Origin of the sequence: Sphingomonas epibiotica, from assembly GCF_039615155.1 — a bacterium.
Taxonomy (GTDB): Bacteria; Pseudomonadota; Alphaproteobacteria; order Sphingomonadales; family Sphingomonadaceae; genus Sphingomonas.
This window is the reverse complement of record NZ_JBDGHY010000007.1, coordinates 65,146-89,440: the sequence shown is the minus strand read 5'-3', so window position 1 is coordinate 89,440 and position 24,295 is coordinate 65,146. Positions and strand designations below refer to the sequence as shown.

General features: G+C 67.8%; 26 protein-coding genes and 1 tRNA gene. 20 read left to right on the top strand and 7 right to left on the bottom strand.

The window, feature by feature from the left end; genetic code table 11:
* Positions 1 to 57: 57 nt before the first annotated feature.
* Complete coding sequence (locus AAIO73_RS14655) at positions 58 to 726, bottom strand: winged helix-turn-helix transcriptional regulator (protein ID WP_345878944.1); 669 nt, start codon at positions 724 to 726, stop codon at positions 58 to 60.
* A gap of 70 nt (positions 727 to 796) precedes the next feature.
* Here AAIO73_RS14655 and AAIO73_RS14650 point away from each other — a divergent pair, with 70 nt between their 5' ends.
* From AAIO73_RS14650 to AAIO73_RS14630, 5 genes are read left to right on the top strand one after another with little or no spacing between them, the layout of a single operon-like run.
* Positions 797 to 1,222, top strand: coding sequence for a VOC family protein (locus AAIO73_RS14650; RefSeq protein ID WP_345878943.1), 426 nt, complete (start codon positions 797 to 799; stop codon positions 1,220 to 1,222).
* Entirely contained in the window at positions 1,219 to 1,944 is a 726-nt protein-coding gene (locus AAIO73_RS14645) for a DUF1428 domain-containing protein (RefSeq protein WP_345878942.1), read from the top strand. Before AAIO73_RS14650 ends, AAIO73_RS14645 begins: the two co-directional genes overlap by 4 nt.
* Complete coding sequence (locus AAIO73_RS14640) at positions 1,941 to 2,708, top strand: VOC family protein (protein ID WP_345878941.1); 768 nt, start codon at positions 1,941 to 1,943, stop codon at positions 2,706 to 2,708. Before AAIO73_RS14645 ends, AAIO73_RS14640 begins: the two co-directional genes overlap by 4 nt.
* Entirely contained in the window at positions 2,705 to 3,190 is a 486-nt protein-coding gene (locus tag AAIO73_RS14635; protein WP_345878940.1) for a VOC family protein, read from the top strand. The genes AAIO73_RS14640 and AAIO73_RS14635 overlap by 4 nt, the downstream gene beginning before the upstream one ends.
* Complete coding sequence (locus AAIO73_RS14630; protein WP_345878939.1) at positions 3,187 to 3,642, top strand: SRPBCC domain-containing protein; 456 nt, start codon at positions 3,187 to 3,189, stop codon at positions 3,640 to 3,642. The genes AAIO73_RS14635 and AAIO73_RS14630 overlap by 4 nt, the downstream gene beginning before the upstream one ends.
* 139 nt (positions 3,643 to 3,781) lie before the next feature.
* Here the strand turns inward: AAIO73_RS14630 and AAIO73_RS14625 are convergent, their stop codons facing one another.
* Entirely contained in the window at positions 3,782 to 4,396 is a 615-nt protein-coding gene (locus AAIO73_RS14625) for a J domain-containing protein (RefSeq protein ID WP_345878938.1), read from the bottom strand.
* A gap of 36 nt (positions 4,397 to 4,432) precedes the next feature.
* On the opposite strand from AAIO73_RS14625, the gene AAIO73_RS14620 reads away from it, so the two are divergent.
* Genes AAIO73_RS14620 through AAIO73_RS14605 form a run of 4 tightly spaced genes read left to right on the top strand, consistent with a single transcriptional unit; the run spans position 4,433 to position 7,234 of the window.
* Positions 4,433 to 4,723 carry a BolA family protein gene (locus AAIO73_RS14620; protein ID WP_345878937.1) on the top strand — a complete coding sequence of 97 codons (291 nt, stop codon included), beginning with the start codon at positions 4,433 to 4,435 and terminating at the stop codon, positions 4,721 to 4,723.
* Positions 4,720 to 5,424: a glutathione S-transferase gene (locus AAIO73_RS14615; RefSeq protein WP_345878936.1), complete on the top strand. Its 705-nt coding sequence runs from the start codon at positions 4,720 to 4,722 to the stop codon at positions 5,422 to 5,424. Before AAIO73_RS14620 ends, AAIO73_RS14615 begins: the two co-directional genes overlap by 4 nt.
* A complete protein-coding gene (locus tag AAIO73_RS14610; protein ID WP_345878935.1) occupies positions 5,424 to 6,326 on the top strand; it encodes a pirin family protein in 903 nt (300 codons plus the stop codon). The genes AAIO73_RS14615 and AAIO73_RS14610 overlap by 1 nt, the downstream gene beginning before the upstream one ends.
* Positions 6,323 to 7,234, top strand: coding sequence for an alpha/beta fold hydrolase (locus AAIO73_RS14605; protein WP_345878934.1), 912 nt, complete (start codon positions 6,323 to 6,325; stop codon positions 7,232 to 7,234). The genes AAIO73_RS14610 and AAIO73_RS14605 overlap by 4 nt, the downstream gene beginning before the upstream one ends.
* A 244-nt stretch (positions 7,235 to 7,478) precedes the next feature.
* Here the strand turns inward: AAIO73_RS14605 and nusB are convergent, their stop codons facing one another.
* From nusB to hisG, 3 genes are all read right to left on the bottom strand, one after another.
* Positions 7,479 to 7,946: a transcription antitermination factor NusB gene (nusB, locus tag AAIO73_RS14600; RefSeq protein WP_345878933.1), complete on the bottom strand. Its 468-nt coding sequence runs from the start codon at positions 7,944 to 7,946 to the stop codon at positions 7,479 to 7,481.
* Between the two features lie 472 nt (positions 7,947 to 8,418).
* On the bottom strand, positions 8,419 to 9,702 hold the full coding sequence (hisD, locus tag AAIO73_RS14595; RefSeq protein WP_345878932.1) for a histidinol dehydrogenase: 1,284 nt from the start codon (positions 9,700 to 9,702) through the stop codon (positions 8,419 to 8,421).
* Positions 9,699 to 10,349: an ATP phosphoribosyltransferase gene (gene hisG, locus AAIO73_RS14590; protein ID WP_345878931.1), complete on the bottom strand. Its 651-nt coding sequence runs from the start codon at positions 10,347 to 10,349 to the stop codon at positions 9,699 to 9,701. Before hisG ends, hisD begins: the two co-directional genes overlap by 4 nt.
* Positions 10,350 to 10,399: 50 nt before the next feature.
* Here hisG and AAIO73_RS14585 point away from each other — a divergent pair, with 50 nt between their 5' ends.
* The 11 genes from AAIO73_RS14585 to AAIO73_RS14535 all read left to right on the top strand — a co-directional run bounded on the left by AAIO73_RS14585 (position 10,400) and on the right by AAIO73_RS14535 (position 21,374).
* A complete protein-coding gene (locus AAIO73_RS14585) occupies positions 10,400 to 11,431 on the top strand; it encodes a DUF2332 domain-containing protein (RefSeq protein WP_345878930.1) in 1,032 nt (343 codons plus the stop codon).
* On the top strand, positions 11,428 to 12,303 hold the full coding sequence (gene thiL / locus AAIO73_RS14580; protein ID WP_345878929.1) for a thiamine-phosphate kinase: 876 nt from the start codon (positions 11,428 to 11,430) through the stop codon (positions 12,301 to 12,303). Before AAIO73_RS14585 ends, thiL begins: the two co-directional genes overlap by 4 nt.
* A gap of 121 nt (positions 12,304 to 12,424) precedes the next feature.
* Positions 12,425 to 14,599, top strand: coding sequence for a sodium-translocating pyrophosphatase (locus AAIO73_RS14575; RefSeq protein WP_345878928.1), 2,175 nt, complete (start codon positions 12,425 to 12,427; stop codon positions 14,597 to 14,599).
* 122 nt (positions 14,600 to 14,721) lie between these two features.
* Complete coding sequence (locus AAIO73_RS14570) at positions 14,722 to 16,662, top strand: alpha/beta hydrolase family protein (RefSeq protein WP_345878927.1); 1,941 nt, start codon at positions 14,722 to 14,724, stop codon at positions 16,660 to 16,662.
* A 444-nt stretch (positions 16,663 to 17,106) separates the two neighbouring features.
* The gene (gene infA, locus AAIO73_RS14565; RefSeq protein ID WP_003049127.1) at positions 17,107 to 17,325 is read left to right on the top strand and encodes a translation initiation factor IF-1; all 219 of its coding nucleotides are present in this window, start codon (positions 17,107 to 17,109) and stop codon (positions 17,323 to 17,325) included.
* Positions 17,326 to 17,354: 29 nt separating this feature from the next.
* Positions 17,355 to 17,924: a Maf family protein gene (locus AAIO73_RS14560; RefSeq protein WP_345879154.1), complete on the top strand. Its 570-nt coding sequence runs from the start codon at positions 17,355 to 17,357 to the stop codon at positions 17,922 to 17,924.
* Positions 17,917 to 18,891: an Rne/Rng family ribonuclease gene (locus AAIO73_RS14555; RefSeq protein ID WP_345878926.1), complete on the top strand. Its 975-nt coding sequence runs from the start codon at positions 17,917 to 17,919 to the stop codon at positions 18,889 to 18,891. Before AAIO73_RS14560 ends, AAIO73_RS14555 begins: the two co-directional genes overlap by 8 nt.
* Entirely contained in the window at positions 18,869 to 19,069 is a 201-nt protein-coding gene (locus tag AAIO73_RS14550) for a DNA gyrase inhibitor YacG (protein WP_345878925.1), read from the top strand. The genes AAIO73_RS14555 and AAIO73_RS14550 overlap by 23 nt, the downstream gene beginning before the upstream one ends.
* A gap of 29 nt (positions 19,070 to 19,098) precedes the next feature.
* Positions 19,099 to 19,174, top strand: a tRNA-Phe gene (locus AAIO73_RS14545).
* A gap of 137 nt (positions 19,175 to 19,311) precedes the next feature.
* Positions 19,312 to 20,490 (top strand): M24 family metallopeptidase, encoded by a 1,179-nt coding sequence (locus AAIO73_RS14540; RefSeq protein WP_345878924.1) that lies wholly within the window; start codon positions 19,312 to 19,314, stop codon positions 20,488 to 20,490.
* Positions 20,487 to 21,374, top strand: a complete 888-nt coding sequence (locus tag AAIO73_RS14535) for a glycoside hydrolase (protein WP_345878923.1) — start codon at positions 20,487 to 20,489, stop codon at positions 21,372 to 21,374. Before AAIO73_RS14540 ends, AAIO73_RS14535 begins: the two co-directional genes overlap by 4 nt.
* A 159-nt stretch (positions 21,375 to 21,533) precedes the next feature.
* Here AAIO73_RS14535 and AAIO73_RS14530 read toward each other — a convergent pair whose 3' ends face one another.
* Together AAIO73_RS14530 and AAIO73_RS14525 are read right to left on the bottom strand one after the other, a co-directional pair.
* Positions 21,534 to 23,291: a DUF885 domain-containing protein gene (locus AAIO73_RS14530; protein ID WP_345878922.1), complete on the bottom strand. Its 1,758-nt coding sequence runs from the start codon at positions 23,289 to 23,291 to the stop codon at positions 21,534 to 21,536.
* Positions 23,288 to 24,292: an Ldh family oxidoreductase gene (locus AAIO73_RS14525; RefSeq protein ID WP_345879152.1), complete on the bottom strand. Its 1,005-nt coding sequence runs from the start codon at positions 24,290 to 24,292 to the stop codon at positions 23,288 to 23,290. Before AAIO73_RS14525 ends, AAIO73_RS14530 begins: the two co-directional genes overlap by 4 nt.
* Positions 24,293 to 24,295: the final 3 nt, after the last annotated feature.

Here is a 24,295-nt window from a genome sequence, read left to right as displayed (position 1 = left end):
GGCCTTTCGCGTGGGCACAGGGAAGCGCCCGCGGTCCTTTAGGACGAAGCGGGCCGCCTACTCAACCTTCGGCGGCAATCGGAACAGCGACGTGAACCGTTCGGCAATCGCCCGGTTCCCCTCGACCGCGATCGCCGCCACCGTCGCCAGCGGCCGTCCGCCATACACGACCGGCAGGAACGCCGACGGCGCGCCCGACAGCGTCGCATCGACCACCCCCTGCCCCCGCCGGACCTGGAGCGCGCCATCGGCCAGCGTCGCGACATAACCATCGTCGCCGAACCGGAACGCCACCCGCGCCTGCCACTCCCCCGCCCGCTCCGCCACCAGCAGCATCTTCAGCGACAGCATCAGCGACACGGCGGAAAAGGGCAGCGTCGGATCATGCGTCGGCGACCGCAGCGCCCATTTCGCCAGCGCCAGCACGACGCCCTCGCTCTCATAGCCCCAGCGCGTCAGTTCATAGACCTGCACATTGGCGGGCGGCGGCAGGCGGTGGCGATGGACGATCCCCGCCGCCTCGAGTCCCGCCAGCCGCTGCGTCAGCACATTGGCGCTGATCCCCGGCAGACCGGCGCGCAACTCGCCGAAACGGCGCGGGCCGAGCAGCAATTCGCGCATGAGCAGCAGCGCCCAGCGCTCACCGACATATTCCATGCCCAGTGCCGCGCCGCACGCATCGTCATAGCGTCGCCGATCGGCCTTGGTTACTTTTTCTAACTCCATCGTTGCAATTTGTAACCCATGGGCGCACCCAAGACAAACAGCGATTCGAGAGGTCCGGGGAGAGGGTGCCATGTCGAAGATGATTTTCGTGAACCTCGCGGTGGCCGATGTGCCTGCCGCGACACGATTTTACGAAGCGATCGGCTTCGTGAAGGACGAGCGTTTCTCGAACGATCGCGGATCGGGCATGACGTGGTCGGAAAACATCCATGTCATGCTGCTCGGCCGCGATTTCTACGCGACCTTCACCCCCAAGCGGATCATCGACGCACGGACCGAAAGCGGCGTGCTGCTGGCGCTGTCGTTCGACGACCGCGCCGCCGTCGACGCGATCACTGACGCCGCGCTGGCGGCGGGCGGACGCGAACTTCACGATCCGGAGGACGAAGGCTATATGTACAGCCGCGCGTTTGAGGATCTCGACGGCCATGGCTGGGGGCCGTTCACCATGGACATGGCCGCCGCGGCTGCCGCCCACGAAGGAGCCGGCGCATGACCTATATCGACGGTTTCGTGACCCCCGTCCCGCGCGCCAACCGCGCGGCCTATGAAGCCCATGTCGCACAGGCAGCGGCGATCTTCGCCGATCTCGGCGCGACGCGGCTGGTCGAATGCTGGGGCGACGATGTGCCGGTCGGCAAGCACACCGACTTCGCGCGATCGGTCGCCCTGACCGACGATGAGGACGTGCTGTTCAGCTGGATCGAATATCCCGACCGCGCGACCCGCGACGCGGCGGGCGCGGCGATGATGGCCGACCCGCGAATGGAGGCGCTCGGCATGCCGTTCGACGGCAAACGCATGATCTATGGCGGGTTCGATGCCGTCATGGTCAGCGGCGACGATGCGACGCCCGGCTATGTCGACGGCTGTCTGACCCCGGTCGCGGCGACCGACCGCGACGCCTATCTCGCCTTCTCGGCTGAATCGGCGCAGGTGTTTCGCGATCACGGCGCACTGCGCGTCGTGGAGGGCTGGGGCGACGACGTGCCGCCGGGCCAGCACACCGACTATGCCCGCGCCGTCGACCTGCAACCGGGCGAGGTCGCCTGTTATTCGTGGATCGAATGGCCGTCCAAGGACGCGCGCAACAGCGGCTGGCAGGCGGTGATGGCCGACCCGCGCATGGCCGACCGGTCGATGCCCTTTGACGGCAGACGCATGGTCTATGGCGGCTTCTCGCCGATCTTCGACCGCCGCATGGGAGCAGGCGCATGAACCGGCAGGGCGACTTCATCTGGTATGAATTGCTGACCAGCGACATCGACGCGGCAGCGACCTTCTACACCGACGTCGTCGGCTGGCAGGTGCAGGATTCGGGCATGCCCGGCATGGACTATCGCCTGTTCGTCGCCCCCGACGGCGCGATGATCGGCGGGCTGATGGCGATGCCGCCGGGCATGCCTGCGCCGGTGTGGCTCGGCTATGTCGCGGTCGATGACGTCGATGCCGCCGCCGCCGGTTACCTCGCGAATGGCGGCACGCAGCACATGGCGCCCACCACCATCCCCGGCGTCGGCCGCATCGCGATGCTGACCGACCCGCAGGGCGCCGCCCTCTATCTGATGCGCAGCGAGAGCGACGAAACCAGCACCGTCTTCCAACCTGCCGATCAGGCGACGCCCGGCCATTTCGTCTGGAACCAGCTGATGGCACCCGATCAGGACCGCGCCATCGCCTTCTATGTCGACCGGTTCGGCTGGCGACAGGAAGGGTCGATGCCGATGGGGTCGTTCGGCGACTACAAGTTCCTGTTGAGCGGCGACGTTGCGATCGGCGCGGCGATGGGCATGGTGCCGGGCGGCCAGCCCGGCTGGCAATATTCGACCCATGTCGCCGATATCGACCATGCCGCCGACCGGATTACGGGCGGCGGCGGAACGATCCTGCAGGGGCCGGACCAAATCCCCGGCGGAAGCTATTCGATCGTCGCAATCGACCCACAGGGCGCGCGCTTCGGGTTGGTCGGTCCTCGCACATGAGCAAGCTGCAACTATGCCTGGTCGTCCACGGCCGGGCGGAGGAAGCAGCGCGCTTCTACGCCGCGACCTTTCCCGACAGCGCGCTCGGGGCGATCCACCCGGCCGCTGCCGACTTTCCCGGCGGCAAGGCAGGCGACACGCTGGTCGTCGAATTCACCCTGCTCGGCCAGCCCTGTTTCGCGCTCAATGCCGGGCCGCCGACACCCTTTTCCGATGCGATCTCGTTCCAGATACTGACCGACGATCAGGCGGAGACCGACCGCTACTGGAACGCGATCGTCGCCGATGGCGGGCGCGCGCGCGATTGCGGCTGGTGCCAGGACCGCTTCGGCCTGTCGTGGCAGGTAACGCCGCGCGCGCTTATGGCCGGAATGGCCGATCCCGATCCGGCGGCGGCCGCGCGGGTGATGCGGTCGATGATGACGATGCAGAAGATCGACGTTGCGGCTATCGAGGCGGCGCGCAACGGAGAGAAGCAATGACCGAACACGAACTGGCGATCGAGCGCCACATCGCCGCCCCCGTCGACGCGGTGTGGGCGGCATGGACCGAACACCTCCCCAAATGGTGGGCGCCGCGCCCCTGGACCACCGAACTCCTCGCCCTCGACCTGACGCCGGGCGGCCGCTTCGCCACGACGATGCGCGGCCCGGGTGGCGAGGCGATGACCGGCGAGGGCGTGATCCTCGACGCGGTTCCCTACGAGCGCATCGTCTTCACCAACGCCTTCGCCCCCGGCTGGATACCCCAGCCGCAGCGGCTGGCGTTCGTCGGCCTCTTCACCTTCGAACCCGATGGCGACGCGACCCACTACCGCGCCGCCGCCCGCCACTGGGACGAAGAGACCGCGAAGATGCACGCCGAAATGGGCTTCGAAGGCGGCTGGGGCATGGTCGCACAGCAATTGGAGGCGGTGGCGCTGGGACTGAACTGATGACCAACCGTTCGTCCTGAGTAGCCACTGAGCTTGTCGAAGGGGCGTATCGAAGGACCGTTCGTGGCAAGGTGCTTCGATACGGGTCTTCGACTGCGCTCAGCCCCTACTCAGCATGAACGGGAGGGGTCGACACTTCTCACGCAAACGCCGCCGCCCCCTTCAACTGCTGATAGGCCGCGATCACCTTCTGCAACGCCGCCTCATGCTGCCGGTCGCCGCCATTGCGGTCAGGATGATAGCGCCGCACCAGTTCCGAATAACGCTGGCGCAATCCCGTCCGGTCGACGTCGATCTCCAGCCCCATGACCTTCAGCGCCGACCGGTCGGCGGGGCTGAGCGGCCGGCCGTCCTTGCGCTCGGCGCGGTTGACCCGAGCGTCGCGGAACTTCGCCCCGATCGCGTCGAGCGGATCAGCGAAATCGGCCCAGGCCGGCCCCGGATCGCCCCCCGCACGGGCAAAGGCGCGCGTCTCGCGGTCCCATCCGGCATAGGGCCGCTGCGCGTCGTGGATCTCCTCGGCGGTCATCCCGGCGAAGTAATTATACCCCGCGTTGAACGCGCGGATATGGTCGAGGCAGAACCAGCGATAGGCGCTCGGCCGCTCGCCGCCCTGCGGCGCACCCTCGACCGGCGGCGCACGGAATTCGCCCGCTTCATCGCACCCCGGCACCTCGCACGGCCGGCCATTCGCCTCGACCCGCCCGTGGAAGCGGGCATTGGGGCGATCCTTGCTGATCTTCTCGCGCGCCACGCGACTCCCTTTGGCAAAACCGGTTATATAGGGCGGATGACCGACACCACCACCATGCCGCTCGCCGATCTCATCGCCCAGCGGCTGCGCGACGCCCTGTTCCCGACTCATCTGGTCGTGACCAACGACAGCCACCATCATGCCGGCCATATGGGCGACGACGGCACCGGGGAGACCCATTTTTCCGTCGAGATCGTCGCGGATGGCTTTATCGGCCAGTCGCGCGTTGGGCGGCAGCGGATGGTCAACCGCGCGCTTGCCGACTTGCTGGCCACCCGCATCCATGCGCTGGCGATTCGCGCCCGCGCGCCGGGAGACCGCGATTGAGCTACGACCTCTGGTACTGGCCGACGATACAGGGCCGCGGGGAATTCGTTCGACTGGCGATGGAGGGCGCAGGCATCGCCTATCGCGACCGCGCGCGCGAGGATGGGGTGGAAGCGATGCTCGCGATGCTGGAACGGCACCCGCGCCCGCCCTTCGCCCCGCCCTTCCTGTCGCTCGACAACATGGTCATCGCGCAGGTCGCCAACATCCTGCAATATCTGGGCGAGCGCCACGGCCTGAGCATGTCGAGCATCCGCGACCGGCAATGGGCCAATCAATGGCAACTGACCATCGCCGACCTCGTCGCGGAGGTGCATAATGTCCATCACCCGGTCGGCACCGGCGATTATTATGACGCGCAAAAGCCCGAGGCCGCCCGCGCCGCCACGCAGTTCCGGGACGAACGCCTGCCCAAATTCCTGACCTATTTCGAAGCGCTGCTGGACGAAAACAGCGACCCTTGGGCGATCGATCATCGCTGGACCTATGTCGACACCTCGCTGTTCCAGCTGGTCGAGGGGCTGCGCTACGCCTTTCCCAGACGGATGGCGGCACTGGAACCCGGCCTGCCGCGCTTGATCGCGATCCACGACGCCGTCGCCACCCTGCCCGGCATTGCCGACTATCTTGCCAGCGACCGGCGTATCCCTTTCAATGAAGACGGAATTTTCCGCTACTATCCCGAACTGGACGCCGATTGATGGAAAACGACCGCTTCTTTCTGCAGACGATTCAGCCGATCACCCATGATCTGGGCGGGTTCAAGGTCCATCGCACCCTGCCGACCAGGACGCGGACGATGGTCGGCCCGTTCATCTTCTTCGACCAGATGGGCCCGGCCGAACTCGACCCCGGCCAGGGCATCGACGTGCGCCCGCATCCGCACATCAACTTGTCGACCGTCACCTATCTGTTCGGCGGCGCGATCGACCATCGCGATTCGCTCGGCACCTTCGCCCGGATCGAGCCGGGTGCGGTCAATCTGATGACCGCCGGCCACGGCATCGTCCATTCCGAACGCTCGCCGGACGACGAACGCGCCGGCGGCCCGCTGCTATCGGGCATCCAGACGTGGCTGGCGATGCCCGAGGATCGCGAAGAGATCGATCCGGCGTTCGAGCATGTCGAGGCCGCCCGCCTTCCGATCGTCAGCGGCCAGGGCGCGACCGCGCGCGTCGTGATGGGCGACCTGTGGGGCGTCTCCGCCCCCACCACCCAATATGCCGCGACCATCTATGCCGATATCATCCTCGACGCGAACGGCGCGATCCCGATCGATGCGGGTGCGGACGAACGCGCGCTGTACCTGACCCATGGCGACGTGGCACTGGACGGCGTCGCGCTCGAACCGATGACGCTCTACGTCCTGCGGCCCGGCATCGCCGCCACGCTGCGTTCGTCAGGCGGCGCGCGCGTCATGCTGTGCGGCGGGGAGGCGTTCACGACGCCGCGCCATGTCTGGTGGAATTTCGTCTCCTCGCGCCGCGACCGCATCGATCAGGCCAAGGCCGACTGGAAAGCCGGCAACTTCCCCAAAGTCCCCGACGATGCCGAGGAATTCATCCCCATCCCCGAAATCCCCAAGACGGTCAGCTATCCATGACCGAACTGCGTCGTATCGCACTGTCGAGCGGCGTGTCGCTCGACGTCGCCGTCGCAGGAGATCCGGCCGCGCCGGCGATGATCTTCCTCCACGGCTTTCCCGAATCGCACCGGACGTGGCGGCATCAACTGTCCGAGTTCGCGCGCGATCACTATGTCCTCGCCCCAGACCAACGCGGCTATGTCCGCTCCGACAAACCGGCGGCGGTCGCCGACTATGCCCCCGATCGCATCGTCGCCGACCTGATCGCGCTCGCCGATGCGCTGGGCGTCGGGGGCTTCACGCTGGTCGGCCATGACTGGGGCGGCGCGATCGCGTGGATGGCGGCGCTCAGGCACCCTGACCGGATCGACCGCCTCGTCATCCTCAACGCGCCACATCCGCTGATCTTCCAGCGTTCGCTGTTCGACGATCCCGACCAGCGCGCCGCCAGCCAGTACATCACCCGCTTCCGCGACACGTCGATCGATCGCGGGCTGATCGGTGCCGGCCTCGAACATTTCTTCGCGACCGGCTTCGCCGAGCTGGTGAAGCGTACCATCGCCGGCGCGGACAAGGCCGCCTATCTCGACGAATGGTCGCAGCCGGGCGCAATGACCGCGATGCTCAACTGGTACCGCGCCTCGGCGATCGTCGTTCCCGCACCCGGCGAAACGCCTGAACGCCCGGCCTGGATCGACGCACCGTTTCCGCCCGTGACCCAACCGACGCTGGTGATCTGGGGCACGCGCGACAAGGCGCTGTTGCCGGTGCAGGTCGACGGGCTGGATGCGGTAGTGCCCGACCTGACGGTAGTGAAGGTCGATGCCGGGCATTTCGTGCCGTGGGAGGCGCCGGAGGCGGTGAATGCGGCAATCCGGAAGTGGTTACCGGATGTTTCCTGTAACCAAACCGTTCGTGCTGAGTAGGGACTGAGCTTGTCGAAGGCCCGTATCGAAGCACTCGCCACAGACGGTCCTTCGATACGCCATTTCGACAAGCTCAATGGCTACTCAGGTCGAACGGGTTAGGCCGGCAGCCACCCTCACCAACCCGTTCAGTTCGAGCAGCTTCGAGCTTGTCGAGAGGCGTCCGTCGAGAACCCGGCCGCTTGGCGCGCCCCATCTCGACTACGGTTCGAAGCGAACGGAGAGAGGAAGAAGGCAGGGGATCCTACGCCCGAACCACCTTCGCCACCGAATCCAGCAACCCGTTCACGAACCCCTTTTCGCGCCGGTCGTAGAACGCATCGGCCACGTCCAGATATTCGCTGATGACCGCCGCCACCGGCACGTCCGGTCGCGCGATCAACTCGTACGTCCCGGCGCGAAGGATTTGCCGCATCGGCTTGTCCAGCCGGTCGAGCGTCCAGCCGGTCGACAGCTTGGAGGCAATCATCGCGTCGATCTCGTCGCGGCGGGCATCGACGCCCTTGACCACGTCGTCGAAGAAATGGACGTCGGCCTCGGCATATTCGACCTCTTCGATCGTCGCGCCCAGCCGGTGCTGGTGGAATTCGTGGAGCAAGGCCGGGATCGGCGTCGCTTCCATCTCATGCTGGTACAGCGCCTGGACGGCGGCCAACCGGGCGGCGGCGCGTGCCTGACGGGCACCGCGCGGGCGGGAATTCTTGCTGGTCATAAGCGCCGCCCCATAGCCGCTGTCACACCGACAAGTCGAGGGGGCGCTTTCCTACAGGCGCAGCGCCTGACAGGATGGCCTAACGCTCCTTGCACCGTCCGTCCCGATCCGCCCGGCGCGCGACTTGCGCACGAACGTGAACTCTGGCTCCCGCCGCGCCGTCTTCCGCGGCGGTGAGCTTTCGGCAAGGGGCATTGCTCCCCTACCACGCCGTACCCCGGCGGAGGCCGGGGTCCAGTTGGGAACGCCGGTAAGGTCCGGAAAAGACTTGCCAACTGGACCCCGGCCTCCGCCGGGGTACGGTTCGAACCACAGGGCAACGCCCCCGTCGCCAAACATGTGCAAGTGTGAACTTAGTGAACTTTGGCCCGCCCGGACACGACCCTACCCCCGCGCAGGCGGGGGTACAGAGCCAGACAGGACCGCCGCACATTGAACCCTGGACCCCCGCCTGCGCGGGGATACGCCATGATTACAATCGTATAGCCACCGACCGCGCATGCGCCGGCAGCCCCTCGGCCCCGGCCAGCGTCACCGCCGCCGGCCCGATCTTGGCCAATGCTGTCGCGTCCAGCCCCAGAAAGCTGGTCCGCTTCATATAGTCCAGCACCGACAGCCCCGACGCGAAGCGCGCGCGCCGCCCGGTCGGCAGCACATGGTTCGGCCCCGCGACATAATCGCCGACCGCCTCGGGCGTATAGCGCCCCAGGAACACCGACCCGGCATGGCGCACCGCCCGGAACAGCGATTCGGGATCGCCGACCGCCAGTTCGAGATGCTCGGGCGCCAGCCGGTCGACCAGCGGAATCGCATCGGCCAGCGTCGGCACGACCACGATCGCCCCGTTCGCGTCCCAGCTCGCCCGCGCTACCTGTCCGGTCGCCAGCTCGGCGATCTGGTCGTCGACCGCCTTCGCCACGGCCTCGCCGAACCCGGCATCGTCGGTGAACAGGATCGACTGGCTGGTCGGATCATGCTCGGCCTGGCTAAGCAGATCGGCGGCGATCCAGTCCGGATCATTCTGCCCGTCGGCGACGACCACGATCTCCGACGGCCCGGCGACCATGTCGATCCCGACCACGCCGTATAGCTGCCGCTTGGCCTCCGCGACCCAGGCATTGCCCGGCCCGGTCACGACATCGACCGCCCTGATCCGGTCGGTACCATAGGCCAGCGCCGCGACCGCCTGCGCGCCGCCGATCCGCCACACCTCGTCGACCCCGGCCAGCGCGGCGGCGGCCAGCACCAGCGAATTGACCTCGCCCTTCGGCGTCGGCGTGACCATCACGATCCGCTCGACCCCGGCGACCTTGGCCGGCACCACGTTCATCAGCACCGACGACGGATAGGCGGCACGTCCGCCGGGCACATAGACGCCCGCCGCCGCGACCGCGCTCCACCGCGCGCCCAGCCGTACGCCATCGCCATCGACCTCGTCGCGATCCGCGGGCCGCTGCTTGGCGTGATAGGCGACGATCCGGTCATGCGCCAATTCGAGCGCCGCGCGTAAGGTCGGCTCCAGCCCGTCCAGCGCCGCCCGGCATTCCGGCAGTTCGATCCGCCAGCCGGTCACGTCCGGGTCATGGCCATCGAACTTCTCGGTAAAGGCGCGCACCGCGGCATCGCCCTCGTCGCGCACCGCGCGCAGGATCGCGGTCACGTCGCGCGCGACGTCGCTGTCGGCCTCGCGCCGCCCATCGACCAGCGCTGCGAAGTCGGCGGCGAACCCGGCCGCGCTTGCGTCCAGCCGGATCATGCCGCCACCGCCCGGCGGAACGCATCGACCAGCGGCACGACCGCCCCCCGCGTCTTGAACGCCGCGCGATTGACGACCAGCCGCGACGTCACCTCGGCGATGGTTTCGACCTCGACCAACCCATTCTCCTTCAGCGTCCGCCCCGACGACACCAGATCGACGATGCGCGGCGCGAGCCCCAGCACCGGCGCGAGTTCCATCGCCCCGTTCAGCTTGACGCATTCCGTCTGAACGCCCCGCGCCGCAAAGTGACGCTGCGTCGTATGTGGATATTTCGTGGCGATGCGGACATGGCTCCACCCGCGCGGATCGTCGGTTGCGGCCATGCCGGCCGGTTCGGCCACCGAGATGCGGCAATGCCCGATCTTGAGGTCGACCGGCGCGTACAGTTCGGAATAATCGAACTCGGCCAGCACGTCCGACCCGACGATGCCCAGCTGCGCCGCGCCATGCGCGACGAACGTCGCGACATCGAACGCGCGCACGCGGATCAGGTCGATATCCGCCCGGTCGGTACGGAAGCGCAGCGCCCGGCTGTCCGGATCGCTGAACGCCGCCTCGGGTACGATGCCGGCGCGGGCGAGCAACGGCATGGCTTCGTCGAGAATACGCCCCTTGGGCACGGCGATGATGATGGGATCGGTCATGAGCGACTGGCGCTTTACTTGGGGCGCGTGACCGGCGCAACACGCGGCCCATGGCCGATGAACCGACGAACCGCCTAGCCTTTCACCAGCAGGCGGCATTCTGCGCCGCGATGGCCGCGCCGATCACCGCGCGCGTCTGCACCGCGCTGGCCGACGCCCTGTCCCGCGACAGCGCAACGGGGCGGCGGACGCTCGGCTGGCCGGGCGAACCGATCCCCGACGCGTTGCCTTTGCGGCTGGTCGGCGGGCTGCACGCGCTGGCACGGACAGGCGTCGATCCCGACCTGACCGCGCTGTTCGCCGGCAAGGGCGATCCCGACACGATCCTCCGCCGCGTGCTGATCGAACATGATGCTGCGCTGCTGCCCTGGCTCGACGGCCCGCCCCAGACCAACGAGCCGATGCGCTCGGGCGTCCTCATGACCGGGCTGCTGGCGGTCGCCGCACGCCACGGCCCGGCGGTCGAACTGCTGGAGATCGGATCGAGCGCCGGCCTCAACCTGCTGATCGACCGCTATCGCTTCGATCTGGGCGGCGTGACGACAGGCCCAGAAGACGCGCCGGTCACCATCCGCCCCGACTGGCGGGGGCCGCCGCCGCCCGCCGTGCCCTTACGCATCGTGTCGGTGCGCGGCGTCGACATCCAGCCGCTCGACGCGACCATTCCGGCGGTCGCTACCCGTCTCGCCGGCTATATCTGGGCTGACCAGCCCGAACGGCAGGCGCGCCTGACCGCAGCCATCGCCCTGCAGCGCGCGCAGCCGGTCGATCTGGTGCAGGGCGATGCGGTCGACTGGCTGCGCGACCGCCTTGCCGAGCCGCAGCCGGCCGGCGTCAGCCGCGTGCTGATGCACTCGGTCGTCTGGCAGTATCTGGGCGACACCCGCCGCGCCGCGATCACCGCGATGATGGACGCCGCCGCCGCACGCGCGACGGCCGACCGCCCGCTCGCCTGGGTCCGGATGGAGCCGGACCGCGTCCTGCAACGCCAGGAGTTGCTCGTCCAAAGCTGGCCCGGGCACGGGACGCGCCGGATGCTCGCCACCGCCCATGCCCATGGCGCATGGATCGAGTCGGCATGACCGAAGCCGATTTCCTTGCCGCGCTGCGCCGCCTGCCGCTCCATGCCGGGGCGCACGGCCTGAACGACGATGCCGCGCATCTGGGCGACCTGATCATGACCAAGGACATGATCGTCGAGGGGGTCCATTTCCTGGCCAACGATCCCCCCGCCGACGTTGCATGGAAACTGGTCGCGACCAACCTGTCCGACCTCGCCGCCAAGGGCGCGGTGCCGGTCGGCGTCCTGCTTGGGGTTCCGATCAGCGACGACACGTGGGACCGGGCCTTCCTCGCCGGCCTCGACACCGTACTCCACAGCTTCGCCTGTCCGCTGCTCGGCGGCGACACGGTAAAGCTGCCCGCCAACGCCCCCCGCATCCTGTCGCTGACCGCGCTCGGGCGCAGCGCCCACGCCCCCCGCCGGGACGGTGCGAAGCCGGGCGATACGCTGTGGGTCACTGGCACGATCGGCGATGCCGGCGCGGGGTTGGCCATCGCGCAGGGCACGGAAGGGCCGACGGCGCTGCTGCAACGCTATCGCCGCCCGACCCCCCGTCTCGGCGAAGGACAGGCGCTCGCCCCCATCGTCCATGCAATGATGGACGTGTCCGACGGCCTGCTGATCGACGCAAGCCGTATGGCGGCGGCGAGCGGCCTTTCGGTCACGATCAATCTGGCAACGGTGCCGCTGTCGGACGCGTTGCGGACCTTCGGCCACGACGCCCTGACCGCAGCGACCGCAGGCGACGACTACGAACTGCTCTTCGCCTGCGACACCACGCCGCCGGTCGCAGCCACCCGAATCGGCACCTTCGCGGAGGGTACCGGCCTGACCCTTCTCGACGCAGGCCGCCCCATCCCGCTCCCCGAGCGCTTGGGATATCAGCACTAATCCTCCCCGGCACGGAGAGGATTTAGTGGGTTGCGCGCCCCGCCCATCGGCATAAGCTGCCCCGCTTCCAGGGTTCGACCCGACGAGACAGCCGGGCGGCCCCATGCAGGAGGGGTTGCGGATGACGATAGTCTATCTGGCCATGGCGTGTGGTGCGCTGGCCGTGTTGTACGGTGTGTTCACGAGTATGCAGGTGCTGCGCGCCTCGGCGGGCGACGCGCGGATGCAGGATATCGCCGCCGCGATCCAGGAAGGGGCCAAGGCCTATCTGGGTCGCCAGTATCGCACCATCGCCATCGTCGGCGTCATCGTCGCCATCATCCTGTTCCCCACGCTCGGCCCGCTGTCGACGGTCGGCTTCCTGATCGGTGCGATCCTGTCGGGGGTCGCGGGCTATGTCGGCATGGAGATTTCGGTCCGCGCCAATGTCCGCACCGCAGAGGCCGCGCGCGGTTCGCTGCAAGGCGGCCTGACCATGGCGTTCCGGTCGGGCGCGATCACCGGCATGCTGGTCGCTGGCCTCGGCCTGCTCGCGATCTCGGGCATCTTCTGGTACCTGGTCACCATCGCCGGCCATGGTCCGGGCGACCGCGAAGTCGTCGAGGCGCTGACCGCCCTCGCCTTCGGCGCATCGCTCATCTCGATTTTCGCAAGATTGGGCGGCGGCATCTTTACGAAGGCGGCGGACGTCGGCGCCGATCTGGTGGGCAAGGTCGAGGCGGGCATCCCAGAGGACGACCCCCGCAACCCCGCCGTCATCGCCGACAATGTGGGCGACAATGTCGGCGACTGTGCCGGCATGGCCGCCGACCTGTTCGAAACCTATGTCGTGACGATCGGCTTGACGATGGTGTCGATCGCGCTGCTGGTACAGGCGCCGCCCGCCGAACTGCTCCGCCTAATGGCGCTGCCGCTGGTCGTCGGCGGAGTGTGCATCATTACCTCAATCCTCGGCACCTATATGGTCCGCCTCGGCAGCGGCCAGTCGATCATGGGCGCGCTGTACAAGGGGTTCTGGACCACCGCGCTGCTCGCCGTCCCGGCCATCTATTTCGCGGCGAGCTGGGCGCTGGGCGATCTCAACGCCGTGATCGGCGGGGCGGGTTTCCTCGATCCCGGTGGCGATACGCTGACCGTCGAGGGGGCGCTGGGCGCACAGGCCCCGGTCGCCGGCACGGCCTTCACGGGCATGGACCTGTTCTGGTGCATGATGATCGGCCTCGCCGTCACCGCCGCGTTGGTGTGGATCACCGAATATTACACCGGCACCGCCTATCGCCCGGTCAAATCGATCGCGCGCGCCAGCGTCACCGGCCATGGCACCAACGTCATCCAGGGCCTCGCCATCAGCCTCGAATCGACCGCGCTGCCGACGCTGGTAATCGTCGTCGCGGTCATCGCCTCCTACCAACTCGCCGGGATCATCGGCGTCGCCTTCGCCGCGACCGCGTTGCTGGCACTGGCCGGCATGGTCGTTGCGCTCGACGCCTATGGCCCGGTGACCGACAATGCCGGCGGCATCGCCGAAATGGCGAACCTTCCCGACGAAGTCCGCCACCGCACCGACGCGCTCGACGCGGTCGGCAACACGACCAAGGCGGTGACCAAAGGCTATGCGATCGGTTCCGCCGCACTGGCGGCACTGGTGCTGTTCGGCGCCTACACTACCGACCTGAAGCTGTTCTTCCCCGACCTGACCGTCGATTTCTCGCTGTCCAATCCGTACGTCATCGTCGGGCTGCTATTGGGCGCGCTGCTGCCCTATCTGTTCGGGGCGTTCGGCATGACCGCGGTCGGTCGCGCGGCGGGATCGGTGGTCGAGGACGTCCGCGCGCAATTCGCCGCCGACCCCGGCATCATGGCGGGCACCAGCCGCCCGCAATATGGCCGCACCGTCGACATCGTCACCCGCGCCGCGATCCGCGAGATGATCGTGCCCTCGCTCCTCCCGGTCCTGTCCCCCGTTGCGGTCTATTACATCGTGACCTGGGTCGCGGGTCAGGCGCAGGGTTTCGCGGCGCTCGGCGCGATGCTGCTCGGCGTGATCGTGTCGGGCCTGTTCGTCGCCATTTCGATGACCAGCGGCGGCGGGGCATGGGACAATGCCAAGAAATATATCGAGGACGGCAATCACGGCGGCAAGGGATCGGAGGCGCACAAGGCCGCCGTCACCGGCGACACCGTGGGCGATCCGTACAAGGACACTGCCGGCCCCGCGGTCAATCCGATGATCAAGATCACCAACATCGTCGCGCTGCTGCTGCTCGCGGCCCTTGCGGGAAATGCCGCCGGATAGGTTCCATTGGCCGATTGCGTCCCCCATCCGCTGCGGTAGAGTTTGCGGCGAATGGGGGCGTCCACTCTTGCCGGAACCGGTGCGCGGGGGCGCATCCCGGCCGCCCCCGAACAGGGGGTTTCATGCGGTTCGTTGCGGCCATCGGCCTTGTCCTTGCCACCGTCGCTTCGGCGCAGACGCCGCCGCCCGCGGCCAAACCCGCCCAGGTCGATCCCGCTGCCCCCGTCCCGATCGAGGCATTCGCCGAATTGCCGTCGGTCGAATCGCCGAAACTGTCGCCGGACGGCACCCGCGTCGTCGCCAAGAGCGCGGTCGGCGGACGCCAGGTACTGGTGCTGTCATCGCTGAAAGGGAATGCGGAACGCCTGTCGCTGGGGACGCCCGAGAATACCGACATCAACTGGTGGCGCTGGGTCAATGACGACTGGCTGATCGTCGGGCTAGGTGCGCAGCAACAACTCTACGGCATCGACGTCTACATCACGCGTGTGCTGAGCGTTAAGGCCGACTTCAAGACCACGCGCCGCCTCGACTGGGACAAATCGGGATTGCGGGCCGATGACGTGCTGTGGGTCGCGCATGACGGATCGCCGCGAATCCTGCTGTCTCGCCAAACCGGGATCGATCATGAATCGGACTTCAACCCGGCGGTGTTCGAAATCGACGTCTCGACCGGCAAGTCGCGCCGCGTCGCCGATGGCCGCGCCAACGTGTATGACTGGTATGCCGATGGCGAGGGGCAGGTCCGCGCCGCCTATCAATATAATGACGAGAAGCGCAGTTCCGCGCTGCTCTACCGCACCAACAATGCCGAAAGCTTCCGCGTCATCGCCCGGCGCGCGCGGAAGGACGAGGACGGACTGACCGTCCCGATCACCTTCCGCGCCGATGGCAGCGCGATCGCGCTCGACGACGAAGGCGGCTTCACCTCGGTCTATCAGGTGTCGCTGCCCGATCTGGCGCTCGGCAATAAGCTTTATGCACTCGACGGCTATGACGTCGACGGCATCATCGACAATGCCGACGAGAACGACGTCGCCGGCGTGACCCTCACCGACCGGCACGGCCGAACCGTCTGGTTCGATAACAAGCTCAAGACGCTGCAGGACGATATCGACAAATCGATCGGCGACCGGCGCGCGAAGATCGTGTCGTGGGACCGCAAGCGCGACAAGTTCCTGATCGAGGTCGCCGCCGCGTCGCAGCCGGGCGGCCTCTATTACTGGGACAGCGCGTTCAGCCGGATGCAGCGTATCGCGTGGAACAGCAACACGCTCCAGAGCCGCCGCCTCTCCACCGTCAGCACCATCCGCTATACCGCGCGCGACGGCCTGCCGATCGAGGCGGTGCTGACCATGCCGCGCCACCGGCCGGGGCAGAAGAACCTGCCGCTGATCGTTCTGCCGCATGGCGGCCCCTCCGCGCGCGACAGCGAAGGCTGGGACTGGTGGACGCAATATCTGGCCGAACTCGGCTATGTCGTGATCCAGCCCAACTATCGCGGTTCGTCGGGCTATGGCCTCGCCTTCGCCAAGAAAGGCGCGGGCGAATGGGGGCTGAAGATGCAGGACGACCTGAACGACGCGGTCACCCATCTGGCGAAGCAAGGCATCGCCGATCCAAAGCGCGTCTGCATGGTCGGCGCGTCATATGGCGGCTATGCGGCGATGCGTGCCGCGCAGCGCGACGGCAAGCTGTATCGCTGTGCGATCAGCTACGCCGGCGTGTCGGACCTTGCGGCGCTACGCCGTTACGACAGCCAGTTCCTCAACGGCCGCACCATCGCCGACTGGCTGCGCACCCAGGCGCCCGATTTCCAGACGGTCTCGCCGCGCTTCCACGCCGCCGATTTCTCGACCCCGATCCTGCTGATGCATGGCAAGGTCGACAAGCGCGTCCCCGTCGCCCAGTCGCGCACGCTCGCCGCCGAACTGAAGCGGGCGGGCAAGCCGCATCGCTATGTCGAACAGCCGCTGGGCGACCATTTCTTCTCGCGCAGCGAGGACCGGCTGCAATTCCTGCAGGAGATGACCGCGTTCTTGAAGGCGCATAATCCCGCCTGACCGCGCGTACCCATCATCGTCACCCGCGGGCTTCCGCTTCCGTTTCGCGTGGAACGAAAACCGGATCCCGAACCAGTTCGAAACCGCTACGAAAGTCCCTACTCGTACCCCGGCGAAGGCCGGGGCCCAGTTGGGGGACGTCGGCAAGATTCGGAGAAGCCTTCCCAACTGGGCCCCGGCCTTCGCCGGGGTACTGCGCCCTTTCCAATGACCGAACAACTTTCGCAGAGGTCCCGTTCAAGTCCAGCGTGACGTAACAGCCATCCTCGAACGCACGCCCGCACTCGCCCTTGCGCACGCCAACCGCTACGCCTATTTCCAATCTCATTGCCACGACCGGCCGTGCCAGCCACGGGTCCGGTCGTTCGCGCTTTCCTTTTTCGCGGTTTGCGCCTATGGGAACCCGCCCGTTTCCGGTGCGCCCTAATTTCACGAGGTATCTGTTTGGCGAAGGAAGAACTTCTCGAAATGCGCGGCCAGGTGGTCGAACTGCTGCCCAACGCGATGTTCCGCGTCCGGCTCGAGAACGATCACGAGATCCTGGGGCACACCGCCGGCAAGATGCGCAAGAACCGCATCCGCGTGCTGGTCGGGGACGAAGTGCTGGTCGAACTGACCCCCTATGACCTGACCAAGGGTCGCATCACCTACCGCTTCAAGTAAGTCGGTTCCGCGTGACCGGGTCCACGGCCATGCGCCTGATACTTGCCTCGACCTCGCCCCGCCGCCGCGATCTGTTGGCGCGGATCGGTGCCGTGCCCGATCGGGTCGAGGCCCCCGATATCGACGAGAGCCCGCTGAAGGGCGAATTGCCGCGCCCCTATGCGCTGCGACTGGCGGAAGCGAAGGCGCGCGCGATCGGTCCGGTCGACGGCGCGGTGGTGCTGGCCGGCGACACGACGATCGCGCTCGGTCGCCGCATCCTGCCGCCGGCGACGACCGAGGACGTGCAGCGCGAACTATTGGGCCTGTTGTCCGGCCGTCGCCACCACTGCCTGTCGGCCGTCTGCGTGCTGATGCCCGACGGCAAGGCGCGCATACGGCTCGCCGACACCATCGTCGCGTTCAAGCGGCTCGAGCAGCGCGAGATCGACGCCTATGTCGCGTGCGGCGAAGGGCTGGGCAAGGCCGGCGGCTATGCGATTCAGGGGCGGGCGGAGGCGTTCGTCCGCTTCCTGTCGGGCAGTCATTCGGGCGTGATCGGCCTGCCGCTGTTCGACACCCGCGCCTTGCTCGAAACCGCTGGCGTGCCGCTTGGCTGACTGGATCGTCGAGCGTGGTATCGGCGAAGTCCGGGCCGCGCGCATCGTCGATGGCGAGATTGTCGAGGCGCGCATCGAACCCGACGATGCGTTGCGCGCCGGCACGATCCTTCCCGCCCGGCTGGTCCGCCGCCTGCCCCTGCGCAATGAGGGGCTGGTCGCATGGGACGATGGCGAGGCACTGCTGAGCCCCCTGCCCCGCGCGGTTACCGAAGGCGCCACGCTGCTGGTCGAGATCACCCGCCCGCCCCTGTCCGAACCCGGCAAGCCCAAGCGCGCCCGCGCCCGCCCCGCCGCGCCCGGTGCGCAGCCCGGCGACGGCCCGTCGATCGCTGATCTGCCGGACGCACGCATCGTCGGCCCGTTCGACCGCGACCTGCTGGGCGAAGCAGGCTGGCCGTTGCTGATCGAGGAAGCGACCACCGGCCAAGTCACCTTTCCAGGCGGCGCGCTGTCGATTGCGCTGACCCCGGCGATGACGCTGATCGACATCGATGGCGAGCTTGCCCCCGCGGCGCTGGCCCTTGCGGGCGCGCATGCAGCCGCGGCGGCGATCGCCCGGCTCGACATCACCGGGTCGATCGGCATCGATCTGCCGACCGTGCAGGACAAGGCGGTTCGACTGGCGATCGCCGAAACGGTCGACGCCGTCCTGCCGCAACCTTTCGAGCGTACTGCCGTCAATGGCTTCGGCTTTCTCCAGATCGTGCGGCGGCGGCCGCGCGCCTCGCTCCCGGAACTGTTCGCCCATGTCCCGGCCCATGCCCGCGCCCTGCTGCGCCAGGCGGAACGGACCGGGGGCAGCGGCGAACGCACGCTCGCCGCGCATCCGGCGGTCGTCGCTGCGATCACGGCGCGCCCGGACTGGATGCAGGCGGTCGAACGCATGCTCGGTGCGCCGCTCGCCTTGCGGGGGGAGGACGCCCTCGCCATATCCGCCGGCCATGTCCAGGCTCGCTTCCCGTAACCATTGCCCGCTCTGTTCGGCCCCGACCGAACCAGCCTTCCGCCCCTTTTGCAGCCGAGGCTGTCGCGACCGCGACATGCTGAACTGGATGGGGGAGGGATATCGCATTCCCGGACCCAGGGCGTCTTCCGACGAAAAATCCGAAACCGGGCTGGACAGGGACGATTCGCGCGGCTAACAGGCCGGCTCTTCCGGTCACCCGGACAGGCCCAGGTAGCTCAGTTGGTAGAGCATGCGATTGAAAATCGCAGTGTCGGCGGTTCGATCCCGTCCCTGGGCACCACCTTTCCCCAGCATCGGTTCGACGCGGCTCGTGCGTTTGGTGCGTCCCTGATGGACGCCGGCTGTTGACGGTTCAACCTGACCGAAATCCGTTCTAGGACGATCCTTCGCGAACCAGCAGTTCGACAGGAGGCCAGCATGACTATCGGCGGATCGACCGCGACCACGGAACTCGCCGCGATCCGGCCCTTCGCCGCTGCCCCGGCGATCATCGCCGCCGAGCGTGCCGACCGGATCGAGCAAGCCCGTACGTTGACGGCGCGTGCCGGCGCCGATGCGTTGCTGGTCCATACCGGTGCCTCGCTCGATTATTTCACCGGCATCCCTTGGGGCGCCAGCGAGCGGATGGTCGCGTTGCTGCTCCCCGTCACCGGCACGCCGCGCGTCATCTGCCCGGCGTTCGAGCGCGGCACGCTCGAGGCGGATCTGGCGGTCGCCGCCGACCTGCTGCTCTGGGAAGAGGATGAAGATCCGACCGCACTGGTCCGGGACGTGCTGCCCGCCGGTGCCACGCTCGCGGTCGATCCGCTGCTCCCCTTCGCATGGGGGCAGAAGCTCGCCCGCCACGGCCTCGCCCTCACCGACGGTGCGCCCGCGATCGACGGCTGTCGCATGGTCAAATCCCCCGCCGAACTCGCCTTGCTGCAAAGTGCCAAGGACATGACGCTGGCGGTACAGGCCGCCGCCGCGCGCATTTTGCGTCCCGGCATCCTCGCCAGCGAGGTCGTGCGCTTCATCGACGACGCCCACCGCGCGATCGGCGGTGGGCCCTCCTATTTCTGCATCGTCCAGTTCGGTCGCGCCACCGCCTTTCCCCATGGCCTGCCCGGCGACCGCGCGTTGAACGAGGGTGAACTGGTGCTGATCGACACCGGTTGCCGCGTCGGCGGCTATCATAGCGACATCACCCGCACCTATGCCTTCGGCCCCGTCGCCGACGAGGTTCGCGCGATCTGGGACATCGAACATGCCGCACAGGCCGCCGCCTTCGCCGCCGCCGCCCCCGGCGTCCCGTGCGAGGATGTCGACGCCGCCGCCCGCGCGGTGCTGGTGCGCGAGGGGCTGGGTCCCGACTATCGCCTGCCCGGCCTTCCACATCGCACCGGCCACGGCATCGGCCTGTCGATCCACGAACCGGCCTATCTGGTGCGAGGGGACAAGACCCCGTTGCAGCCGGGTATGTGCTTCTCCAACGAACCGATGATCGTCGTCCCCGACCGCTTCGGTATCCGGCTGGAGGATCATTTCCATGTGACCGAAACCGGTGCCGCATGGTTCACGCCGCCGCAGCCATCGATCGACCGCCCGTTCGGATGAGGGCGCTGGCGGCGCTGCTGCTGGCGGCGGTCGCGGTGCCGGTGGCGGCCGCGCCGGGTCGCTATGCCGCAGCGACGATCGGGCCGCCACCGGCGGCGCTGCGGCTCGATCCCTTCTACACCCGCCATGTCGATGCCGGCGGCATTCCGATCGTGTCGTCGGCCAAGGTCCCCGACGACGCGCTGTTGTTCGCGCGCGACATCGCCGTCGCGATGCTCGCCGATCGTCCCGACCTGCGCCGCTGGATGGCAGCGTCGGGCTATCGCGTCGCGATCATCGCGCTGACCGAAGGGCTGATCGACCTGCCCGAACAGCGCCACTGGACCAAACCGACCGCCGACGATCCGCGCCTGACGACGTGCGAGCGCAAACATTATGCCGAGCGGATCGGGCGGCTCAGCGACCGCGATTACTGGAACAACCGTGCGCGCGGCATGGGCGGGCAACTGACCACCGCCCCGGCCGAAAATCTGATCGGCACGCCCGGCACCTGGTATTATGGCGAGAATAATTTCGTCCATGAATTCGCGCATGCGATCTTGGCGGCCGTCCGGCAGCGCGACACCGCGCTCTACGCCGCGCTCGAACGCGCCTATGCCGCCGCGATGGCGCGCGGCGCGTGGCGCGGAGAATATGCCGCGACCACGGTCGACGAATATTGGGCGGAGGGGACGCAGCTCTGGTTCAACACCAACCGGCTGATCGTCGTCGACGGGCAGCGGTTGCTGAACGACGACGACCTGCAACGCTACGACCCAAGTCTCCATGCGTTGCTGGCACAGGTCTATGGCAACCGCCACCGCCTGCCCGGCGACGTCTTTTACCGCCATGCCGCGCGCGTACCGCCCGGCGACCCGCCCAAGGCGACGGCGGAAATCTGCTAGGGTCGGATGACAGCCGGTAGAACCGTTCGTGCTGAGTAGGGTCTGAGCGAAGTCGAAGGCCCGTATCGAAGCACCCGCCCCAGACGGTCCTTCGATACGCCGTTTCGACAAGCTCAATGGCTACTCAGGACGAACGGGGCAGGCTCATGTCATCATGCCCTAATCCAGCGGATACGGCCCCTTGCCGCCATCGGCGATGAAGCGTTCGACCCGCGCGTCGATCATCGGCAGCGGCACCGACCCCAAGCTCAGCATCGCATCGTGGAATGCACGATAGTCGAACCGGTCGCCCAGCGCCTTCTGCGCCTTCGCCCGCGCGTCGAGGAACGCCAGCTCGCCCATATAATAGCTCAGCGCCTGCCCCGGCCACGCGATGTAGCGGTCGACCTCGGTCGTGATCTCGTGGTTCGACAGTGCGGTATTGTCACGCAGGAATGCCTGCGCCTGTTCGCGCGTCCACCCCTTCGAATGGATGCCGGTATCGACGACCAGCCGCGCCGCGCGCCACATCTGGTACGACAGCATCCCGAACAGGTCATAGGGCGTCTCGTACATCCCCATGTCTTCGCCCAGCGCCTCGCTATACAGCGCCCAGCCCTCCCCGTACGCCGAGATATATTCGTTGCGGCGATATTCGGGCAGGTCGGTCAGCTCCATCGCGAACGGCATCTGGAACGCATGGCCCGGCGCGCTTTCGTGCAGCGTCAGCGCCGGCAGCGAATAGAGCCCCCGCGACGGCAGGTCATAAGTGTTGACCAGATAGATGCCCGGCCCGCCGCGCCCGCTGGTGTAGAAGGGCGCGATGTCGGGGGCGACCGGTTTGATCGCAAAGCGCATCCGCGGCAGCCGCCCGAAATAGGTGCCGGCCTTGCCGTCGAACGTCTTGGCGATCCACGCGGCGCGGTCGAGCAGGTCCTGCGGCGTCTTCGCATAGAAGCGCGGATCGGTGCGCAAATGGTTCAGAAACGACGGCAAATCGCCCTGCCATCCGACCTGCGTCATCACCGTCTGCATCCGCGCGCGGATTTTGGCGACCTCACGCAGCCCGATCGCATGGATCTCCTCAGGCGGCAGGTCGCGGGTCACGAACTCGCGGACCTTCGACCGGTAGTAATCGCGCCCGTCGGGCAGGTCGTACGCCGCCAGCTTCTCCTGCGCATGCGGGATATAGTCGTCGCGCAGGAACGCCATCAGCTTCACATGCGCCGGCACCACCGCCTCAGCGATCACCCGCTTCGCCTCCGCGCGCAGCGCGTCCTGTCGCACGGTCGGGATCGTGGCGGGCAAGGTCCGAAACGGTGCGTAGAAAGGGGATGCCTCGCTCGCACCCGCCTGCACCACCTCGCGAACGCCGGCATCGCGGCCCTGCAAGGTGACGCGGGGCGGCGTGAAACCACGCTGCAACCCGGCGCGCATGTTCGCGATCTGCTGGTCGAAATAGCGCGGAACGCTGGCCAGTTGCGACAGGTACAGCCGCAACGCCGCCTCGTCGCGATACTCCTCGCGCGCCATGCCCGCCAGGTCCATCCAGAAGCTGGTATCGGCGTTCAGCGGCTTTTCGTAATCGCGGAACCGCTGCCGGGCGAGCAGCGCCGCGATCTGCGCGCGATAGACAGTATAGTCGTCGCGGGCTGTGGGACTGAGCGTCGCGGGATCGATCCGGTCGAGTGCTGCCAGCGTCTCGGTCCAGCGCTGCGTCATCCGCGCCTGCGCTGCCAGGCCGACATCGGGCAGCGTCGCGTTCCTGCTGGTCGGCGCGTCTTCGCCGGGACCGGTCAGCGTCTTGCGCCACGCATATTCGCGCTCGGACAATTGCCGGAACGCCGTATCGCCCGCATCCGCGGCGATGGTCGCCACCGGTTGCGCCACAGCGGGTGGTGCTGCGATCGACAGCGCCAGTGCCAAGGTGATCGTCATACCCGTTCCCCCGTTACATCGTCGATATCGCGCAGCAGCGCGCGCGACACCGACACACCTTCGCGCTCGCTGACCGGGCGCAGCGCGTGGCGGCGGGCGCCGGATATGCGGGCGCCCTGCCCCTCGATCGCGGCGAACACGCTTTCGGCGCGCGCCATCTCGGCCGCTGCCGCCGCGCCCAGAAATCCGGCGGGATCGAGCGCGAGGATCAGCTCGCCGCCCAGCGGCGATCCCTTGCGCCCACCATCCCACGCGATCGATTCGGCACTGGTCAGGTCGCCGATCAGTGGCCCGGCGAGCAGTTCGATCATCAGCGCCAGTGCCGACCCCTTATGCCCGCCAAAGGTACGCATCGCCCCGGCCAGCACCGCCGCCGCATCGGTCGTGTCGCTTCCGTCGGGCGCGTGGCCCCACTCCGCCGGTACCGGTTTCCCGGCGCGGCGATGCAGTTCGATCTCGCCACGCGCCACCGCGCTGGTCGCGAAATCGAACACGAACGGAGCGGCATCCGCGCGTGGCCAGCCGAACGCGATCGGGTTGGTCCCGAACACCGGCTGCGTGCCGCCCGCCGGCGACACCCACGCATGGTTGGCGGTCACCGCCATCGCGACCAGCCCGCGCTCGACCAGCGCCTCGACCTCGGGCCACAAGGCCGCAAAATGCACGACATTGTTGATCGCCAGCGCCGCGATCCCGTTGGCGCGCGCGGCCGTGACCAGCGCGTCGCGCCCGGTCTCGAACGCCAGTTGCGCAAAGCCGCCACGCCCGTCGACCCGGACGACGCCCGCCGCGCGTTGCTCCAGCACCGGTACCGCATCGGGCACCACCACGCCGCTCGCCACCGAATGGGCGGCGACCAGCAACCGGTACAGCCCGTGCGCGCCGCAGCCGTCGCGCTCGCCCGCGACGATCGTCTCGGCAACCGCCGCGACATGCGCCGGGGCCAGCCCGACCCGCGTCAGCGTGGCGCGCGCATAGTCGCGCACTTCCGCCAGCGTCATGCG

Bases quoted from the DNA above. Each gene is read 5' to 3' on its own strand.
- AAIO73_RS14655 (WP_345878944.1), bottom strand. From the start codon at position 726: ATGGAGTTAGAAAAAGTAACCAAGGCCGATCGGCGACGCTATGACGAT.
- AAIO73_RS14650 (WP_345878943.1), top strand. From the start codon at position 797: ATGTCGAAGATGATTTTCGTGAACCTCGCGGTGGCCGATGTGCCTGCC.
- AAIO73_RS14645 (WP_345878942.1), top strand. From the start codon at position 1,219: ATGACCTATATCGACGGTTTCGTGACCCCCGTCCCGCGCGCCAACCGC.
- AAIO73_RS14640 (WP_345878941.1), top strand. From the start codon at position 1,941: ATGAACCGGCAGGGCGACTTCATCTGGTATGAATTGCTGACCAGCGAC.
- AAIO73_RS14635 (WP_345878940.1), top strand. From the start codon at position 2,705: ATGAGCAAGCTGCAACTATGCCTGGTCGTCCACGGCCGGGCGGAGGAA.
- AAIO73_RS14630 (WP_345878939.1), top strand. From the start codon at position 3,187: ATGACCGAACACGAACTGGCGATCGAGCGCCACATCGCCGCCCCCGTC.
- AAIO73_RS14620 (WP_345878937.1), top strand. From the start codon at position 4,433: ATGACCGACACCACCACCATGCCGCTCGCCGATCTCATCGCCCAGCGG.
- AAIO73_RS14610 (WP_345878935.1), top strand. From the start codon at position 5,424: ATGGAAAACGACCGCTTCTTTCTGCAGACGATTCAGCCGATCACCCAT.
- AAIO73_RS14605 (WP_345878934.1), top strand. From the start codon at position 6,323: ATGACCGAACTGCGTCGTATCGCACTGTCGAGCGGCGTGTCGCTCGAC.
- nusB (WP_345878933.1), bottom strand. From the start codon at position 7,946: ATGACCAGCAAGAATTCCCGCCCGCGCGGTGCCCGTCAGGCACGCGCC.
- hisD (WP_345878932.1), bottom strand. From the start codon at position 9,702: ATGATCCGGCTGGACGCAAGCGCGGCCGGGTTCGCCGCCGACTTCGCA.
- hisG (WP_345878931.1), bottom strand. From the start codon at position 10,349: ATGACCGATCCCATCATCATCGCCGTGCCCAAGGGGCGTATTCTCGAC.
- AAIO73_RS14585 (WP_345878930.1), top strand. From the start codon at position 10,400: ATGGCCGATGAACCGACGAACCGCCTAGCCTTTCACCAGCAGGCGGCA.
- thiL (WP_345878929.1), top strand. From the start codon at position 11,428: ATGACCGAAGCCGATTTCCTTGCCGCGCTGCGCCGCCTGCCGCTCCAT.
- AAIO73_RS14575 (WP_345878928.1), top strand. From the start codon at position 12,425: ATGACGATAGTCTATCTGGCCATGGCGTGTGGTGCGCTGGCCGTGTTG.
- AAIO73_RS14570 (WP_345878927.1), top strand. From the start codon at position 14,722: ATGCGGTTCGTTGCGGCCATCGGCCTTGTCCTTGCCACCGTCGCTTCG.
- AAIO73_RS14560 (WP_345879154.1), top strand. From the start codon at position 17,355: ATGCGCCTGATACTTGCCTCGACCTCGCCCCGCCGCCGCGATCTGTTG.
- AAIO73_RS14550 (WP_345878925.1), top strand. From the start codon at position 18,869: ATGTCCAGGCTCGCTTCCCGTAACCATTGCCCGCTCTGTTCGGCCCCG.
- AAIO73_RS14540 (WP_345878924.1), top strand. From the start codon at position 19,312: ATGACTATCGGCGGATCGACCGCGACCACGGAACTCGCCGCGATCCGG.
- AAIO73_RS14535 (WP_345878923.1), top strand. From the start codon at position 20,487: ATGAGGGCGCTGGCGGCGCTGCTGCTGGCGGCGGTCGCGGTGCCGGTG.
- AAIO73_RS14530 (WP_345878922.1), bottom strand. From the start codon at position 23,291: ATGACGATCACCTTGGCACTGGCGCTGTCGATCGCAGCACCACCCGCT.
- AAIO73_RS14525 (WP_345879152.1), bottom strand. From the start codon at position 24,292: ATGACGCTGGCGGAAGTGCGCGACTATGCGCGCGCCACGCTGACGCGG.